The sequence below is a fragment of the Endozoicomonas sp. 8E genome, assembly GCF_032883915.1.
GTDB lineage: Bacteria > Pseudomonadota > Gammaproteobacteria > Pseudomonadales > Endozoicomonadaceae > Endozoicomonas_A.
The window spans coordinates 2091526-2108074 of the sequence record NZ_CP120717.1 but is presented as its reverse complement, the minus strand read 5'-3'; the positions used below and the strand labels follow the sequence as shown (position 1 = coordinate 2108074).

General features: G+C 49.1%; 15 protein-coding genes. 10 read left to right on the top strand and 5 right to left on the bottom strand.

Annotated elements, in window-relative coordinates:
• Positions 1-10: 10 nt before the first annotated feature.
• Positions 11-355: a hypothetical protein gene (locus P6910_RS07785; RefSeq protein ID WP_317145700.1), complete on the top strand. Its 345-nt coding sequence runs from the start codon at positions 11-13 to the stop codon at positions 353-355.
• A gap of 148 nt (positions 356-503) precedes the next feature.
• A complete protein-coding gene (locus P6910_RS07780) occupies positions 504-2831 on the top strand; it encodes a response regulator (protein ID WP_317145699.1) in 2328 nt (775 codons plus the stop codon).
• A gap of 45 nt (positions 2832-2876) precedes the next feature.
• Here P6910_RS07780 and msrB read toward each other — a convergent pair whose 3' ends face one another.
• Entirely contained in the window at positions 2877-3269 is a 393-nt protein-coding gene (msrB, locus tag P6910_RS07775) for a peptide-methionine (R)-S-oxide reductase MsrB (protein WP_317146521.1), read from the bottom strand.
• 298 nt (positions 3270-3567) lie between these two features.
• On the opposite strand from msrB, the gene P6910_RS07770 reads away from it, so the two are divergent.
• The 8 genes from P6910_RS07770 (at position 3568) to P6910_RS07735 (ending at position 11675) form a co-directional block, all read left to right on the top strand.
• Complete coding sequence (locus P6910_RS07770) at positions 3568-4782, top strand: pyridoxal phosphate-dependent aminotransferase (protein WP_317145698.1); 1215 nt, start codon at positions 3568-3570, stop codon at positions 4780-4782.
• Between the two features lie 57 nt (positions 4783-4839).
• Positions 4840-5268 (top strand): hypothetical protein, encoded by a 429-nt coding sequence (locus tag P6910_RS07765; protein ID WP_317145697.1) that lies wholly within the window; start codon positions 4840-4842, stop codon positions 5266-5268.
• 101 nt (positions 5269-5369) lie between these two features.
• The gene (gene htpX, locus P6910_RS07760; RefSeq protein ID WP_317145696.1) at positions 5370-6257 is read left to right on the top strand and encodes a protease HtpX; all 888 of its coding nucleotides are present in this window, start codon (positions 5370-5372) and stop codon (positions 6255-6257) included.
• 310 nt (positions 6258-6567) lie between these two features.
• Positions 6568-7713, top strand: coding sequence for a ribonuclease D (rnd, locus tag P6910_RS07755; RefSeq protein WP_317145695.1), 1146 nt, complete (start codon positions 6568-6570; stop codon positions 7711-7713).
• A 52-nt stretch (positions 7714-7765) separates the two neighbouring features.
• Positions 7766-8062, top strand: coding sequence for a YcgL domain-containing protein (locus tag P6910_RS07750; protein ID WP_317145694.1), 297 nt, complete (start codon positions 7766-7768; stop codon positions 8060-8062).
• A gap of 475 nt (positions 8063-8537) precedes the next feature.
• The gene (locus P6910_RS07745) at positions 8538-8948 is read left to right on the top strand and encodes a hypothetical protein (protein WP_317145693.1); all 411 of its coding nucleotides are present in this window, start codon (positions 8538-8540) and stop codon (positions 8946-8948) included.
• Positions 8949-9196: 248 nt separating this feature from the next.
• A complete protein-coding gene (locus P6910_RS07740; protein ID WP_317145692.1) occupies positions 9197-11176 on the top strand; it encodes a hypothetical protein in 1980 nt (659 codons plus the stop codon).
• Entirely contained in the window at positions 11166-11675 is a 510-nt protein-coding gene (locus tag P6910_RS07735) for a YcgN family cysteine cluster protein (RefSeq protein WP_317145691.1), read from the top strand. The genes P6910_RS07740 and P6910_RS07735 overlap by 11 nt, the downstream gene beginning before the upstream one ends.
• 461 nt (positions 11676-12136) lie before the next feature.
• On the opposite strand, the gene queF is transcribed toward P6910_RS07735, so the two are convergent.
• The 4 genes from queF to P6910_RS07715 form a co-directional block, all read right to left on the bottom strand.
• Complete coding sequence (gene queF / locus P6910_RS07730; protein ID WP_317145690.1) at positions 12137-12979, bottom strand: NADPH-dependent 7-cyano-7-deazaguanine reductase QueF; 843 nt, start codon at positions 12977-12979, stop codon at positions 12137-12139.
• 156 nt (positions 12980-13135) lie between these two features.
• Positions 13136-13849: an ABC transporter permease gene (locus tag P6910_RS07725; protein ID WP_410493926.1), complete on the bottom strand. Its 714-nt coding sequence runs from the start codon at positions 13847-13849 to the stop codon at positions 13136-13138.
• Positions 13850-13911: 62 nt separating this feature from the next.
• Positions 13912-14883: an ABC transporter ATP-binding protein gene (locus tag P6910_RS07720; RefSeq protein WP_317145688.1), complete on the bottom strand. Its 972-nt coding sequence runs from the start codon at positions 14881-14883 to the stop codon at positions 13912-13914.
• Between the two features lie 259 nt (positions 14884-15142).
• Positions 15143-16048 carry a TIGR01777 family oxidoreductase gene (locus P6910_RS07715; protein WP_317145687.1) on the bottom strand — a complete coding sequence of 302 codons (906 nt, stop codon included), beginning with the start codon at positions 16046-16048 and terminating at the stop codon, positions 15143-15145.
• Between the last annotated feature and the right edge of the window lie 501 nt (positions 16049-16549).

The following is a 16549-nucleotide window of genomic DNA, read 5'->3' as shown; positions in this document are numbered from 1 at the left end:
CCTGAATAGGGTGCCGCAAAACTCTCTCCAGCGTGGGAACGAGTTGACTCCCGTCATTCCCGGCTTCACTCCCGTCATTCCCGGCTTCACTCCCGTCATTCCCGACTTCATTCTCGTCATTCCCGACTTCATTCTCGTCATTCCCGCGAAGGCGGGAATCCACACTGACTCACCACCAGAACCATACTGCCCGGTGCCCCCCTGGCCTTGTCATCCTCGAGAAGGCGGAGTCCCACTGTTGGGGCTGGATTCCCGCTTTCGCGGGAATGACGACTTCCTTAACAACTCGTTCCCACGCTGGAGCATGGGAACCAGAGTTTTGCGACACCCTCTTAAGGACGGGGTATCCAGTTGAGGTAAAACCATGAACAAACAACTCGATGAGGGGAAAGCCGGGAGGTCAGGTTCCCAAACAAGCAGATTGGATTCGGGCTGTTGTTGCGCTATCAGGAAAATACAGGTAAAACGAATCACAGAGCAATAATTAAAATAAAGCGTTTCTCATGCCAATCCGTTTCAGGGATCGACTGTCATTCAAACAGGCACGTAACACCGTTGTCATTGCCTTTATACTGGGGCTGTTCCTGAGTCTGTATCTGGTGATCATCGACTACCGGTCTCAGGTCCGGCAAATTGACGCCACCATAGAAACCTATATTGATATCACCAGGACTCCAGCTGCCCGCATTGCCTACAACATTGATAAAGAGCTGGCCAACGAGCTGGTGTTGGGACTCATCAAATCGCCCACCATCGTCAGGGCAGAAATTGTTGAAGCATCGGGTTCAATTCTTGCCGCTGTGAGTAAAGAGCCGCAACAGGATAAAGCCCGCCCCTTTACCGATATGCTGTTTGGTGCCAGTCGAACCTATATTCGGGAGCTCAAGGTTCCCTTTGATGAAGATGAACCGCTCGGCTGGCTTAAAATCGTTGCCGACACCCGCCCTATCAGCACTCAGTTTTTTGATCGGGCCATCTTTACCCTGGTGACCGGCCTGGTCAAAACCTTCCTGCTGTCACTGGTTCTGTCGATCATGTTTTATCACATGTTGACCAAGCCTTTGCTGAACATGACAGAAAAAATGGTTGAGCACCCGGAAAACAGTAACAAGATTCAGCTTCCGGAGCCCAAGGGGCATGAGAATGATGAGATAGGCCTGCTGACCCGCACTATCAACCATTATTTGAACAACATTCATCACCATCTGCACCACCGGCGACTGGCTGAAGAACAGTTACGTGAACATCTGGCTGAACTGGAAACCATTATTGCCCGGCGGACCAGAGATATTCGCAAAAACAACCAGACGCTTGAGAAGACCAACCGTCAGCTTGAAAAAGCACGCAGCCAGGCACTGGAAACTGCCAGTCAGCGAGCCGTACAGCTGTCGAGCCTGAGTCACGAAATCAGAACACCACTCAATGCAGTTCTGGGCATGCTGAGTATTGCCCTCAACGACGAACTGACTGAACTACAACATCAGCGTTTAACCATTGCCAGAGATTCTGGTAGTCATCTGATCCGTCTGCTCAACGATATCCTGGATCTTTCCCGACTTGAGTCGGGCAAGATGATTCTTGAAGAAATCCCTTTTGATCTCAGAAACTCAATGGAAGATGTTGTGGTGCTTGCAGGACAATCCACATTTACCAAAGGGGTTCCGATCTATTGTGATATTGATCCCACCCTGCCAGACGAAATCCTGGGTGACCCAACCCGTTTTCATCAGGTCGTGACCAACCTGATAGGAAATGCCGCAAAATTTACCGATGAAGGTGACATTCGTATCTGGCTCGATTGCCAGAAAACCACCGGGAATCATCTTGATATTATGCTGAACATCAGTGACACCGGTATCGGTATCCCTGAATCGGCGCTGGACGAAATATTCAAACCCTTTGCCCAGGCCAGCAGTGATACCAGTCGCCGTTTCGGGGGCTCAGGTATGGGTCTGCCTTTGACCCAGTCCATAGTCACTAACATGGGTGGACAACTGTCTGTCATGTCAGAGCCCGGAGAAGGCAGCACATTTTCTGTCCGCTTGCCATTCCGTTACAAATCAAGGGAAGAAAAAGTATCGGTTTCTGCTGATATCAGGGGTAACCAGATAGTGCTCGATGGCTCAGAAGCTTTGCAAAGCTGTTGTTCTCATCTTTTGGCGCATTGGAATATCAGCCACCGACAAACCTCTAATAACAAGATCGGTGACCTGCCCGACTGGGCAGATATTCTGATTACAGAAAATGAAGATCTGGCCAGAAATGCCGGTCAGGATAATCCGTCACTGAAAGTGATTTATGCCGCTCATGCGCCTCTGGATAACGGCACGGACACCCTGGTCTGGCTACCACTCCCTCTGACCCGGAAATTGTTTATCCAGGCACTGGAGAAAACCCGGACTATCCGTCCTCAGGTCTCCCAACCGTTACCTGACACCCTGAAAATCCAACACCCAAAAAACAGAGATTATTCGGTTCTGGTCGTCGAAGATAATCCCATCAACAGAATGGTGGCGGAGGGAATGCTTGAGCAGCTGGGCTATAAGGTAGAGCTGGCTCATAATGGCGAGAGTTGTCTGGCAGCCTGTCAGCAAAAAAACTATGACCTGATTCTGATGGACTGCAATATGCCAGTTATGGATGGGTTAACCACCACTCACAGACTACGAGATCAGATAGCAACCAGGGAGACGCCCATCATAGCCTTAACCGCCAACGCTATGAATCAGCACAGAAAGCAATGCCTGGATGCAGGAATGAACGACCATTTGGCTAAACCTTTCAACAAGGAGCAGCTTGAAAACACTCTGACCCGCTGGTTAATAGCCTGAGGCCATAGCTGATGGATAGTGTATGCACTGTTTTTTTTGCGCAATTCACTTGTCTGCTTTGAACTGAAGAGCGACCGAATTCATGCAGTACCTCAACCCTGTAGGCTCCGGCCCATCAGGAAATACATGCCCCAGATGCGCGTTGCAGACTGAACACACCACTTCTGTCCGGTCCATACCCAGGCTTTTGTCTTCAATGTAATTTACCGCCTCCTTATCCACGACTTCCCAGAAGCTGGGCCAACCACAGCCGGCATCAAATTTGGTCGTGGATTCGAACAAGATTTGATCACAGCAGACACAGCTATAACGACCCAGGCCATCAAAATGAACGTACTCACCAGAAAAAGGCCGTTCGGTACCCTTTTGCCGACAGACATAATACTGCTCTTCAGTCAGCTCTGTCTGCCATTGGGCATCGGTTTTTTCAACTTTCATACCACCTCCAGCTTCTTTAATGGAAATATCCGGGTTTGGGTCGTGCACTGTAGCCTTAAAGCGATCATAATGACCACCTGATTCCCTGCCAGGGAGAACATTTTTTACCCGCTCTTGTCTATTTATAGTCAGGTTTATAGTCAGATTGATAATGTTCCAGAGAATCCCATGACCTGCTGATCCATAACGATCGGGAAACTGACACCACTCGTTGACGGAGCAATACTCAGACAGCTCTGGGTAACAGACAACATATAAAAAGACAATGAGCCTTATATCGGCCACAGGAAAAGAACCCATGAAGGATATTGAGAAGTCCCTGAAACTGGAAAACGTCTGCTACGAAATACGTGGTCCGGTATTGCGCGAAGCCAGAAGACTGGAGGAAGAAGGCCAGCGTGTTCTGAAACTGAACACAGGCAACCCTGCGCCTTTTGGCTTTGATGCACCTGAAGAGATTATTCAGGACGTCATTCTCAACCTCCCCAACTCCCAGGGCTACACCGACTCCAAGGGCTTGTTTTCGGCACGCAAGGCCGTGATGCACTATTGTCAGCAGAAAGATTTTCCCGGTGTCGAGCTGGAAGACATTTTTATCGGTAATGGCGTCAGCGAACTGGTCGTCATGGCCATGCAGGGATTACTGAACAACGGTGATGAATTGCTGATCCCGGCGCCGGACTACCCTCTCTGGACTGCGGCAGCCAACCTTTCAGGAGGCAGAGCGGTTCACTACCTCTGTGACGAGCAATCTGACTGGTACCCTGACCTGGATGATATTCGCAGCAAAATCACCGCCAAAACCCGGGGCATTGTTGTCATCAACCCTAACAATCCAACGGGTGCCGTTTACCCACCTGAACTGCTGCAGGAAATCATTGAGATTGCCCGCCAGCACAGCCTGATTATTTTTGCTGACGAGATCTACGACAAGATTCTCTTCGACGGAACAGAGCACACGGCCATGGCATCTCTGGCGGATGATGTGTTCATGATCTCATTCAACGGGCTCTCCAAATCTTATCGTGCAGCCGGTTTTCGTTCTGGCTGGATGGTTGCCAGTGGCCCCAAGCATAAAGCCAGGGACTATCTGGAAGGTCTGGAAATGCTGGCTTCCATGCGTCTGTGTTCCAACGTTCCTGCCCAGCACGCTATTCAGACGGCGCTGGGGGGTTACCAGAGCATCAATGACCTCGTTCTTCCCGGCGGCAGACTCCTCGCACAGAGAGATGTGATTTACGAGCGCCTGAATCAGATCCCCGGTGTCAGCTGTGTCAAACCCAAGGGAGCCCTGTACGTGTTCCCGAAACTGGACCCGAAAAAGTATCCGATTCACGACGACGAACAGCTGGTACTCGACTTGCTGATTCAGGAAAAAATTCTGCTTGTGCAGGGTCGTGCCTTCAACTGGCCAGACCCGGACCATCTCAGGATTATTACCCTGCCCCGGGTTGAAGATCTGGAGATGGTGGGCGATAAACTTGAACGATTCCTGAGCCGATACAAACAATAATAAGAACCGTGGCCGTGACTCAACGGCCCATTTGATACCGATTACTGAATTCTGAACATGGCTGACATCCACATCGACGACTTTTTTCATGATTGTGCCAAGACACTGGTACATCTCTACAATGTCTTTCCACGGCTGACCTCTCTGTACGTCGACGACATCATTACCCCCGTGCCTGTGGATGAATTCGGATTACCCGGCAAGCGACATCAGGCCTGCTTTGACAGTTTTCTCTGGCTGGCCAGAGAAGGCTATATACACTACTCCGAAAGAGTTCGGCTGGAAGGACTGGATCAGGTGGTTCTGACTGAAAAAAGTTTCCTCAGGCTCGGTATGCCAGGCCTGAAAACTGAACAGGAAGACCTGCCAGAACCGATGCTTCAGAAACAGAGGACTCTGGGCTGGCAGTTTCGTGAAACATTAAAATCCGGGACCACCCACCAGCTGAACCAGCTCTGCCAGCACTTTTTCACCTGCAAAGCCTGAAGGAGTGTAAACATTGTTAAATGTGACGGACTGAGGATTGAAATCCGGACTCAACGCCTCCATAGTCCAATTATCCAACTAACAAAGGCAACCATTCGGTAATGAAAAGAATTCTGCTATTTCTTGCAACTAACCTTGCTGTCATCGCAGTCGCCAGCATCACGCTCAACATCCTTGGCGTGGGTAGCTATGTCACAGCCCAGGGACTCGATATGAAGTCACTGCTGGCTTTCTGTGCCGTTTTCGGTTTTGCCGGTTCATTGGTTTCCCTGCTCCTTTCCAAAACCATGGCCAAGATGGGCACAGGCACCCAGATTATCGATCAGCCCAGAACAGCCCAAGAGCGCTGGTTGATGGACACGGTTAAAGAGCTGTCTGAAAAAGCGGGCATTGGCATGCCCGAAGTAGGTATTTTCCCATCCCCGGAAACCAATGCTTTTGCCACCGGCTGGAACAAAAACGCCTCACTGGTTGCCGTGAGTCAGGGATTATTGGATCGTTTCAGCCCAAGAGAAGCAAGAGCCGTTATTGGTCACGAAATAGGTCACGTTGCTAACGGTGACATGGTGACGCTGGCGCTGATCCAGGGTGTTGTGAACACCTTTGTGATGTTCTTTGCACGTATCATCGGCTATGCCGTAGACAGTTTCCTCCGCCGTGATGAAGAAAGCAGTGGCCCAGGTATTGGCTTTTATGTTGTCAGCTTTATTGCCGAGATTGTTCTGGGTATTGCCGCCAGCGCCATCGTGATGTGGTTCTCCCGCAAGCGAGAATTCCGTGCCGATGAAGCCGGTGCCGAGCTGGCAGGTCGTGGTGATATGATTGCCGCTCTGGAAAGGCTGAGAGCTGAATACGACGCACCCAGTGCGATGCCTGCCACCATGACGGCCTTCGGTATTCGCAAAAATGGCCAGGGTGGGTTGGCCGCGCTGTTCTCCAGCCACCCTCCTCTTGAAGATCGAATTCAGTCGCTGCAATCCCATCGCTGATGGAATTTCTTTCATCACACCCACTCCATAGGCTCGCTGATGCGGGCCTTTTTATTGCGAAAGCCATTTTGCTTCAGGCTTATCAGCCATTTTCATCCGGGTCAGGTGCGAGATCATTTATTTTTAGAGGTAGGCCATTGTCTACGGTGGTGGGGGGCAGCGAGAATCGTTGTCAAAACTTGTTCCACGTAAACCGATTTCAGGGGCTACCGCCTAAGCCTCTTTTCTAAATCAGAGATCAAAGAATATTGTTTTGGCTTCAGAGACAAGCTCCTTATAATAGGCTTTTATTTCTAATCCAGCAGCTTATATGCCTATTGAACATCCTGACCCCATCTGGGTCCTCGACAGCGAAAGCCTTAACCATTACTGCCAGCAGTGGCTTGAGCTGGATGCCATTGCATTGGATACAGAGTTTATTCGTACTGATACCTTTTATCCTATTCCCGGACTGATTCAGGTGGGTACCGGTGATAGGGTTTTCCTGATTGACCCACTCAGTGTTCAGGACTGGGCTTCCTTTGGCCGGGTTCTGCAATCCGAATCGGTCGTCAAAGTCCTTCACGCCTGCGGAGAAGATCTCGAAGTTTTCAATATTCTCACTGGCTGCCGCCCTGTTGCATTGCTGGATACACAGCTTGCTGCGGCCTATGCAGGACTGGGACATTCACTAAGCTACCAAAACTTGCTAAAGGCGCTTCTGGAAGTGGATCTGCCCAAGGATGCCACTCGCTCAGACTGGCTTCAGCGTCCACTGACTGAAGCCCAGATCAGCTATGCTACGCTCGATGTCGTTCACCTGCTGGAAGCTTATGAGCTATTACTCGAAGAACTGAAAGGCAAGCCTCAGTTGCAATGGCTTAAAGAGGATTGTTACACCTTACTCAGCTCGCCATTGTTTCCGGTCCCCAGCGAAATCTGGAAAGATGTTAAGCGCGCCTGGCAACTGCAACCTCAACAACTGGCGGTTTTACAGAAGATTTGTGAATACCGTGAACTGGAAGCACGCAAGTGTAATACACCGCGCAACCGGATCATCGCCAAGGGAAGTCTCTGGCCGATTGCCCGTTATATGCCAGACAATATACGTTCACTCTCTTCTATTCAGGACATGAGGCCCAAAACCCTGCGAAAATATGGCGAGATTATTCTGAATCTTGTCAAACAGGCTAAAGAGAGTCCGGAAGCAGACTATCCGCAACCGCTCCCTGCTCCTCTGCCGAAAGCCACCCGCGACTATGGCAAACTGATCAAGGCCTGGGTGACTCACAAATCCGATGAGCTGAATGTACCTGCAGAGCTGTTATTCCCGGGAAAAATGTCTAACGCACTCTTACGCCAGTGGCAAAACAGTGGCCGTTTTTCGATGCCTGAGAGCATTAAAGGTTGGCGACAGTGGGAAATTGCCGAACCCCTGATTCTGGCTATGAAAGAGTACAAAGAGGACCAGAGGTAACATAGCCTGTTACTCCCCTGACTCCAAGCGCATTCAAGATAGTATTAATATTATGTCTAAAATTCTTGCTTCCATTTTCAAAAGCAGCAAACGCAACGAGATGTACCTCTACGTTGACAAGCGTGATCAACTGAAGAAAGTCCCTGAAGCCCTTCATCAGGCTTTCGGCAAAGCTACCCATGTGATGGATATGCTGCTGACACCTGAGCGCAAACTGGCCATGGCAGACATTGAAAAAGTGATGTCCGAGATTCAGGAAAAGGGGTTTTACCTGCAGATGCCTCCAGCCGAAGAAGACTATATACAACACCTTCCTGAAGAACTGCTGAGCTTTAACGACCCGGTATGAAAACAATGATATAGAGCCTGGTTTGTCCTTAGCCCTGACATTTCATTTGGGCAAGCCACTGGGCACCACCACAAACTGCAAAAACAACGTTGCAGACAGAGAGTTGACTCAGAAATATTCGTCAACTCCGTTAATGGCGTGATAGCCGGTGCAGTGCTATACAGTCTCGTGCAAACGGCAACCAGTTCGCCTGGGTCTATGAGACGCTCACAAAAAAACAAAATTGTCTGCTCGGTAAGCCAATCACTGCTTCTGCTGGTGACGATGGTGTTTTGGGAAGCGCTACCTGCATTGGGGTCCACCGGCTCAAGCCCGCTGCCAGCACATTCCTTATATCCCAATAAGCTGGCTAAACCTGAACAGCCCGACCCTCTTCCGGTTGGGTCTATGCTGTTCGCTTTCAGTTTGCTTCAAATGCCAGCAACAAAAAAGACAACTGCTTCGAGCGTTACGAATAAAACGACTATGGGCTACTATGACGGGGCAAACAACGCTGGCCCGAATTTTGTCCGACCGGGTCATGGTCATTGAAGCCGACCTTCTTGATCTGGAAAGGTCAGGCCCTGCCAGGTTTCAAACGGGACTGGTTCAGTCATGGCTGGCAGAGAATGGTCAGGAACTCAGTGTTTACTGTGAAATCATTTCTGGCAAATATTCTGGCCGACAGGCGGCTACCGGCGACAAGAATCAATCCTCCCGAACGACCAAAAAACCAACAACCGCGACCACAGCTCAGAGCAGCCAGAGGAGCCGAGTCACTGCCCGTAACCAGAGAACCGGTTCAATAGACGGCAGCGATCGTGGAGGCGATGAGCCACCTGGCCCCTCAGCTCAGCAGGATACCGGAAACCCGCTGTCACTTGTTCGAAGTGTGACAAGGCGCTGAATCGACAGGAATTAAAACGTGTAGCCAATGAGACAGCAGCTTCGGCATTTTTATGCAACCAGTGCCTGTCGGACACTCACAGTAAAAAAAGGGCAAGACCAGCCCACCATGAAACAGAACAGGATTCATCAGAACCCGCTCAGAAAAAAAAGAAGAGCACGGGTAGAAAGAGAAATATTTCAATAGCAGCCGCTGCACCACCGGCCAAAAAAAGTAAACCGGCAGACACTCAGCCCCCCGATGACCCATTGGAACAAGTAGAAGAAAACATCAAATACAAATTAAGCAAGAAAGATCTGGAAAAAGCGCAAACTTTGATTGAGGTATTCAAGAAAAAAAACATCACCGTAAAGCACACTTTTTATAAGCTGCTTGGTTTCGTAGAGAGAGAGTCTTTTAATGGTTTCTTCGATAATGCCACTGCGTTTTTTGGGCACCTTCCTGAAAACGTCAAAAATACCGGCATGCTGACCGGCATGCTACATAATGTAAGAAAATATATCCGTAGCTTTGCAGAACGTAGCCAGGGTGAGCTCGAATATTTGGCGAGTTTGGATGTATTGACTTCCCTCTCTTCCATGAACAATAGCAAAGGCATACCCAGACAGGAGGAAGTGGAAGAAGTGCTGGGCTGGCCGGAATGGAAAGACCAGAATGGCGAGTTCGATAGGGAGCGGTTCCAGTCTTTCTCATCCATGTACAACACAAAAGGCTTGCCCGAACATAAGGATGTGAAAGAGGTGCTTGGCTGGTCGGAGTGGAAAGACAAGGATGGCCAGTTCAATATAAAGTTATTCCGCTGCTTCTCATCCATGAATCATGGCAAAGGAAAGCTCAAATATGGGAAAGTGAAAGAAATATTGGGCTGGCCGGAATGGAAAGACAGGGATGGCGAGTTCAATATGGAGCTGTTCCGCGCTTTCTCGTCCATGAATGGCGGCAAAGGCGTGCCCAAACATGAGGAACATAAGAAATTAAAAGCGATGCTGGACTGGCCGGAATGGAGAGACAAGAATGGCGAGTTCAATATGGAGTTATTCCGCTCTTTCTCGTCTATGTTCGCCAAAAGAGGCATGCCCAAACACAAGGAAGTGAAAGTGGTGCTGGGCTGGCAGGTATGGAAAGACAAGGATGGCGAGTTCAGTATGGAGCTGCTCCGCACCATCTCGTCCATGAATCATGCCAGAGGCTTGCCTGAACGTGAGGAGGAAGTGAAAGAGGTTCTGGGCTGGCAGGTGTGGAAAGATAAGTATGGCGAGTTCAGTATGGAGCGATTCCGCATCTTCTCGTCCATGATTCATGCCACAGGCTTGCCTGAACATGAGGAGGAAGTGAAAGAGGTTCTGAACTGGCCGGAATGGAAAGATAAGTATGGAGAGTTCAGTATGGAGCGGCTCCGCGCATTTTGTTCCATGAATTTTAGCCGGGGCATGCCCAGATATGAGCAAGTGAAAAAAGTGCTTGGCTGGCCGGAGTGGAAAGACCAGGATGGCGAGTTCAGTAAGGAGCGGTTCCATGCCTTCTCGTCCATAAATTATGGCCAGGGCGTGCCCAAACATGGGCCAGTGAAAAAACTGATGAACTGGATAAGCTGCGGGGGAGTACCCAACCATCTGTTATTGCAGATTATGGCCAGGCTCTGGGCATCAGAAGGACTACCTGCTATTGAAGAGCTGAAACACCAGGAAACACAACTGAAACAGTGGCTGTTGACAGCATCTTCTGAAGAAAATAGCGGCTTGGATAACGACTTGGATAATGAAGAGAATGACCAATTCAATCGCCAGCTAAAAACAGTTTCCCTTTATCTTTCCACCCCTAAGCCAGACTGGTTAATCAACTGGGCGGTTTTAAAACAATTTCACCACCTTGAAAAGACTAAACCCGCTCTGATGCTGGAGTCATTGATAACGCTTCTGTCTTCTTATGGAGGGAAAGGCGTCAAGAACTATCTTAAAGCTAATCAACGGAACCGGGATTTTTTGTGGCGTCATTCGGGTAAAACCGCGCCTTTGCATCTGTTAAAGGGGGATGAAATGGCGCTTATGCATACGGTGACCGTCCTTAAAAAAGCCAAAATCGATATCGCTGATCACATACTGGAAGGATGGAGGCAACAGGCATGCAGTAAAATAGAGCAGTTAAAAAAGCGGAACCCTTTATTATCAGATGTTGCTCCTGATGTTTATCAGATCTGTCAGGAGCTGGAGTTGCTTGATGAGCATTAGTCCGTTAGTTTCCCAGTCACACGACACTGTAGATAGCCGGTATTGCGATATGACAACACCTTTCTGGCAGACCAAACCCCTCGAACAGATGACCCCTGAAGAATGGGAGAGTCTTTGCGATGGCTGCGGTCGCTGCTGCCTGCAAAAGCTTGAAGATGAGGAGACTGGAGAGGTTCACAACACCTCACTGGCCTGCCAGCTGCTGGATATTCATAGCTGCCGGTGTTCAGACTATGAACACCGAAAGGAAAAGGTTCCTCAATGCCTGAAGCTAACTGCCGGTGATATTCCTCATTTCCACTGGTTGCCAGACACCTGTGCCTACCGACTCCTGGCCGAAGGTAAACCGCTCTTCGACTGGCACCCTCTGATATCGGGAAACCCGGACAGCGTTCACCTGGCAGGCATTTCCGTCAGGGCCTTTGCGCAATCAGAAACCTCGGTACCTGAAGAGGATTGGGAAGATTACATTATCCCCATGCGGCCTGTTGAGAGTTGAGTCACAACCAAACAAAGTGGTCTATCCAGCCAAGCTTTTATTGGCTCTCTTTGCCGGGGAGTCGTTATTTGCCTGACAGAGTTGCAGGTCAACTGTGTCAGATCGACTGAGCTATGGGGAGAAGTAATCCAGCACCTCTGTATAGTGGACGCAGCCTCGAATCACAATACCAATATGACTGGGGAAGAAGTTTGTTGGAGCTGGGAAACCCTGCACCAGATAAGGAAGAAACTGTTGTCTGTCAGACAACCAAAGAATACCCCAGCTGTTTGATAAGAGTATTAAATTAGCCACTGAATGATAGTCATAAGGACTGCGGATAACATAGCCTGCGGCGAAACTTTTACAGGAAAGGCAAAGAGCAGTAAGAGCTATATATTTTTTCATATCCTTAGAGAGCCTCTATATACCAAATAATATATATGGACCAACTTACTGATCTTGCAACTCAAAACCTGACTTTACTGCCTGATTAGACGCCCATCATCCTGCCCGGCCTGATCAGTGCTGCGCCATGGGTTAATATCCAGTCCCCCCCGTCGTACATAGCGGGCATAGACGGTCAGAGACTGCATTTTGAAACGGGCCTGTATTTCTGTGAACACTCTTTCCACACACTGCTCATGAAATTCCTGATGCCCACGGAATGAACAGATAAACTTCAGAAACGACTCATGACTAATGGCTTCTCCTTTATATTGGACAACCACAGTTCCCCAGTCTGGCTGCCCGGTCACAGGACAGTTGGACTTCAGCAGATGAGAATGGATAGTTTCTTCCCGAATGCCTTCAGCCTTTTGCAAAAGATCAGGTGTATAGTCATAGCAATCAATGACCACATCCAGCTCATCCACTCCGGTGCCGGGAGCCGGTTTGAATCCGAAAGCTTCCATTTCAGCAATCGTCATCAGCTTTACCCTGACCGGCGCACCTGCAGCCCGGCTGAGATCCTTTTCCATAACCGCCTGAACCTGCGCTACAGAATCAAACTGAGTCTGATTGAATGAGTTCAGATAAAGCTTGAAGGACTTGGATTCAATCAGGCAGGGAGACTGGCAGGGCAGCTCAAAGCGACCGATCATGGCCAACGGCTTACCCTTTGCGTCAAGCCAGGACAGCTCATAACCAAACCAGACATCACTGCCTACAAAAGGGAGGTTATCGGGGTCCAGCCCTAACTCCAACTGTTTCTCCCTGCGGGGAATAGGGAACAAAACTTCCGGATTATACTCCGCCTGATACTCACTGTTTTTCCCCAGCGGGGAAGCATTCACTAATTCACTCATAATTTCACTCTGATCCAATCCTGTCTGCCCGGCAACCCTTCCAGATCAGTATCCTCTGGAAAACCGGACTTTAAGGATTGCAAACTGCAGAATCGTACGCAGGTAAGGCACAGGCCGCTATAGCCTCAGGCACTTCATGGAAAAAAACGAGGCCTGGAAAGCCTCGCTTCAAATTCAGTTTCGAAGACCTTTGCCGACTCGCAGAAGGTGGAGAGCCCATGCCGCCAGTATTACTATAGCCAGTACCATCACAATAAAAGCCCAGCCTAAACTGATACCACTGTCCTGTCCCAGGATTCCATAACGAAAGGCATTCACCTGATACAGGATAGGATTCAGCAGCGAGATGGATCGAAATGGCTCTGGAAGTACGTCTATCGAGTAGAAAACACCCCCCAGATAAGTCAGAGGCGTCAGTACGAAGGTCGGAATGATGGCCACATCGTCAAACTTTCTGGCAAACACTGCATTGATGAAACCACCCAGTGCAAACAGAGTTGCAGTCAGGAAAACAGCCAGCAGGGTAATAAGAATATGATGTACCTGTAGCTCTACGAAGAAAGCGCCGAGCAGCATAACCAGAACACCTACGTAGAGCCCCCTGACAACCCCCCCCATGGTGTAACCGGCCAGAATCACCCAGTTCGGTACGGGCGACACCAGCAACTCTTCAACACACTTCTGAAACTTGTTACTGAAAAAGCTGGAAGCCACATTAGTGAAGCTGTTGGTAATCACCGCCATCATGACCAGACCCGGTACGACAAAGGTCATATAATCAAAGCCACCCATTTCGCCCACTCTGGAGCCAATCACAGCACCAAAAATAACGAAATACAAAGACATGGTGATCGCCGGTGGCAATAGCGTCTGTGGCCAGATCCGCATGAAACGACGAATTTCTTTAGTGAAGATCGTATTAAATGCAACCAGGTTATACTTCCACTCACTCACTGTTCACTTCCTCCCTTCACAGCCGCGCTGCCCTTTGTTTGTCCTGAAGCCGCTAAAGCATCCGAAGTCAGACTGACAAACAACTCCTCAAGACGGTTGGACTTGTTTCTCATACTGGCCACTTCAATTTGATATTCACTCAGCTGCCGGAACAGGTCATTCACCCCCTGGTGCTTGCCGACCTCAACTTCAATACTTTGGTTATCCAACTTCTTGACAATATAACCCGCAAAGGCCGGCAGGTCTCCAATCGGTTGTTTCAGATCCAGCACAAAACTTTCTTGTTGCAGTTTGCCCAGCAGAGCCTTGGTGCTGGTGTTCTCGACGATCCTGCCACTGTCAATGATGCCGATATTGCGGCAGAGCTGCTCGGCTTCCTCAAGGTAATGAGTAGTCAGGATAATCGTGGTGCCCTGCTCGTTGATCTCCCTGAGAAAATCCCAGAGAGAGCGGCGAAGTTCAATATCAACTCCGGCGGTCGGTTCATCAAGAATCAGTAGTTTCGGCTGATGAATCAGGGCTCTGACAATCATCAAACGTCGCTTCATACCGCCGGACAACATTCTTGAGATATTGTGTCGTTTATCCCACAGGCCCAGCTGCTTGAGGTACTCCTCTGCACGTTTGCGGGCTTCTTTTGCGGATATGCCGTAATAGCCGGCCTGGGTCACAATGATATCTTCAACTTTTTCAAACTGATTGAAGTTGAATTCCTGGGGAACGACGCCCAGCATCCGCTTAGCCTTGACAAGATCAGTATCAACATCGTGCCCGAATATTGAAACCTCGCCCGAAGTCTTGCGAACCAGTGATGAAATAATACCGATAGTGGTTGATTTGCCAGCACCATTGGGTCCCAGCAGGGCGTAAAAATCGCCTTCTTCAACTGAGAGATCAATCCCTTTCAGGGCTTGAAATCCATTGTCGTATTGTTTTCTCAGATTTTGTATTTTCAGTGCCTGGGGCATGCTTCTATAGTCCGTATTATGCAGAATTTCTTCTCCATCAGAGCCTCTGCATAGTTTCTCTCTTGCTTTTACCCTGCTTCCTTTTCATCCATTGCATGAAGTCAAACAGAGGCGATCAGTCCTGGCAGTTACTTTGAACGTTTTTTCATCATCAGGAAATAGAAAAATATCCTGTTACTTATGGCTGTCAGTACTTAAAAGAGGGTCATTTTATTATAAAACGACGAACTAAACGGCACTTTTAGATCATTTTTTCACGCTATGCTCTGATCAACTGCGTCAGTGCCGGTTTCAATTGTGGATAGGTGAACTGATAGCCTTCAGCCATTAGACGCCCCGGATAAACATTCTGGCCTTTCAATACCATTTCAGAAGATTCACCCAACATCCACTTCAGAACCCTGGCTGGCATTTTCAAGAAGGCGGGACGATTGAGAGTACCAGCCAGAGCCACGGCAAAGTCTTTATTGCTGACCGCTTCAGGGGCAGTGGCATTAAAGGCGCCCTCAGCTGATTCATTCTCCAACAAAAACAGCAGCGCATTCACCATATCTTCCATGTGAATCCACGACATCATCTGTTGGCCAGAACCCAGCGGACCTCCAATCCCCAAACGAAAAGGAGTCATCATTTCATGCAGCGCACCTCCTTCAGGGTGCAACACAATGCCGGTTCTGACCAGGCAAACCCGCACCCCCAGACCTTTGGCACGTTCGGCAGCCTGCTCCCAGCGTACACAGAGCCGTGAAGCAAAGTCGTCTCCTGCCCCGGAAGACTCGTCCAGACGGGCCGCATCACCCCTGCCACCATAAAACCCGATGGCTGAGCCACTGATCAGGCAACCAGGTCGGTTTTCCATTCGTTCAATCAGGTCAACCAGTTCTGAAGTCAGAGCGACCCGGCTATCGAGCAACTGTGTTTTTCTCGGAGGTGTCCAACGTTTATCCATTACCCCCTCACCGGCCAGATTAATAACGGCATCGAAAGCCACGGAAGGATTCACCGCCGTCAAAGACTTCACAAGCCTCACTTCAGGGGTCAGCAGACGGTGAACATCCACGGCATCCTGCCTGCTTAAAATGGTCAGCCGATGCCCTTTTGACAAAAGTCTGGCCACCAGCCGTCGGCCAATAAATCCTGTTCCCCCGGTAATTAGTATCTGCATGACATAAGTCCTGAAAAAAACCTTGAGATGGTATTAAAACGTCATCGGTCTCACGGGATAAAATCCCATGGTTCCATATTAAACAGCCATGGGGGTCAGAAACAATTTTTCACTAACGATTTTTATGACAGAAAGAATGAACTCAGGGCAGTTTTTTTACCCATAAAAAAATACCCGAGGTCCCCTCAAACCCGGGTATTTGATCGGCTGGCTTGTCACTGGCTCCCGCTTCTTTTTTTTATGTCCTTTATTCTCTGGCGCTTTTTATTATTTTTCTTGCTTGCCTGAGTGATTTCATAATACGTACTACCCACTATCAAAACCTTGACCTACATCAATAAAGTTTCGGTTTACACCTATACAACTACTCAGCCTTGACACCCCCCGAGCAGATTGCTTGTTTTTTACAAGTGGGCATGGGTTTGAGTCCCTCTTTTAGCGTCAAACATGCACAGCATGGACACAAAGAAACGGCCTGTACGATCTTTAGTGATCGTGATA

Bases quoted from the DNA above. Each gene is read 5' to 3' on its own strand.
- P6910_RS07735 (WP_317145691.1), top strand. From the start codon at position 11,166: ATGAGCATTAGTCCGTTAGTTTCCCAGTCACACGACACTGTAGATAGC.
- msrB (WP_317146521.1), bottom strand. From the start codon at position 3,269: ATGAAAGTTGAAAAAACCGATGCCCAATGGCAGACAGAGCTGACTGAA.
- P6910_RS07780 (WP_317145699.1), top strand. From the start codon at position 504: ATGCCAATCCGTTTCAGGGATCGACTGTCATTCAAACAGGCACGTAAC.
- P6910_RS07715 (WP_317145687.1), bottom strand. From the start codon at position 16,048: ATGCAGATACTAATTACCGGGGGAACAGGATTTATTGGCCGACGGCTG.
- P6910_RS07765 (WP_317145697.1), top strand. From the start codon at position 4,840: ATGGCTGACATCCACATCGACGACTTTTTTCATGATTGTGCCAAGACA.
- htpX (WP_317145696.1), top strand. From the start codon at position 5,370: ATGAAAAGAATTCTGCTATTTCTTGCAACTAACCTTGCTGTCATCGCA.
- P6910_RS07725 (WP_410493926.1), bottom strand. From the start codon at position 13,849: ATGCGGATCTGGCCACAGACGCTATTGCCACCGGCGATCACCATGTCT.
- rnd (WP_317145695.1), top strand. From the start codon at position 6,568: ATGCCTATTGAACATCCTGACCCCATCTGGGTCCTCGACAGCGAAAGC.
- P6910_RS07770 (WP_317145698.1), top strand. From the start codon at position 3,568: ATGAAGGATATTGAGAAGTCCCTGAAACTGGAAAACGTCTGCTACGAA.
- P6910_RS07750 (WP_317145694.1), top strand. From the start codon at position 7,766: ATGTCTAAAATTCTTGCTTCCATTTTCAAAAGCAGCAAACGCAACGAG.
- P6910_RS07745 (WP_317145693.1), top strand. From the start codon at position 8,538: ATGACGGGGCAAACAACGCTGGCCCGAATTTTGTCCGACCGGGTCATG.
- P6910_RS07720 (WP_317145688.1), bottom strand. From the start codon at position 14,883: ATGCCCCAGGCACTGAAAATACAAAATCTGAGAAAACAATACGACAAT.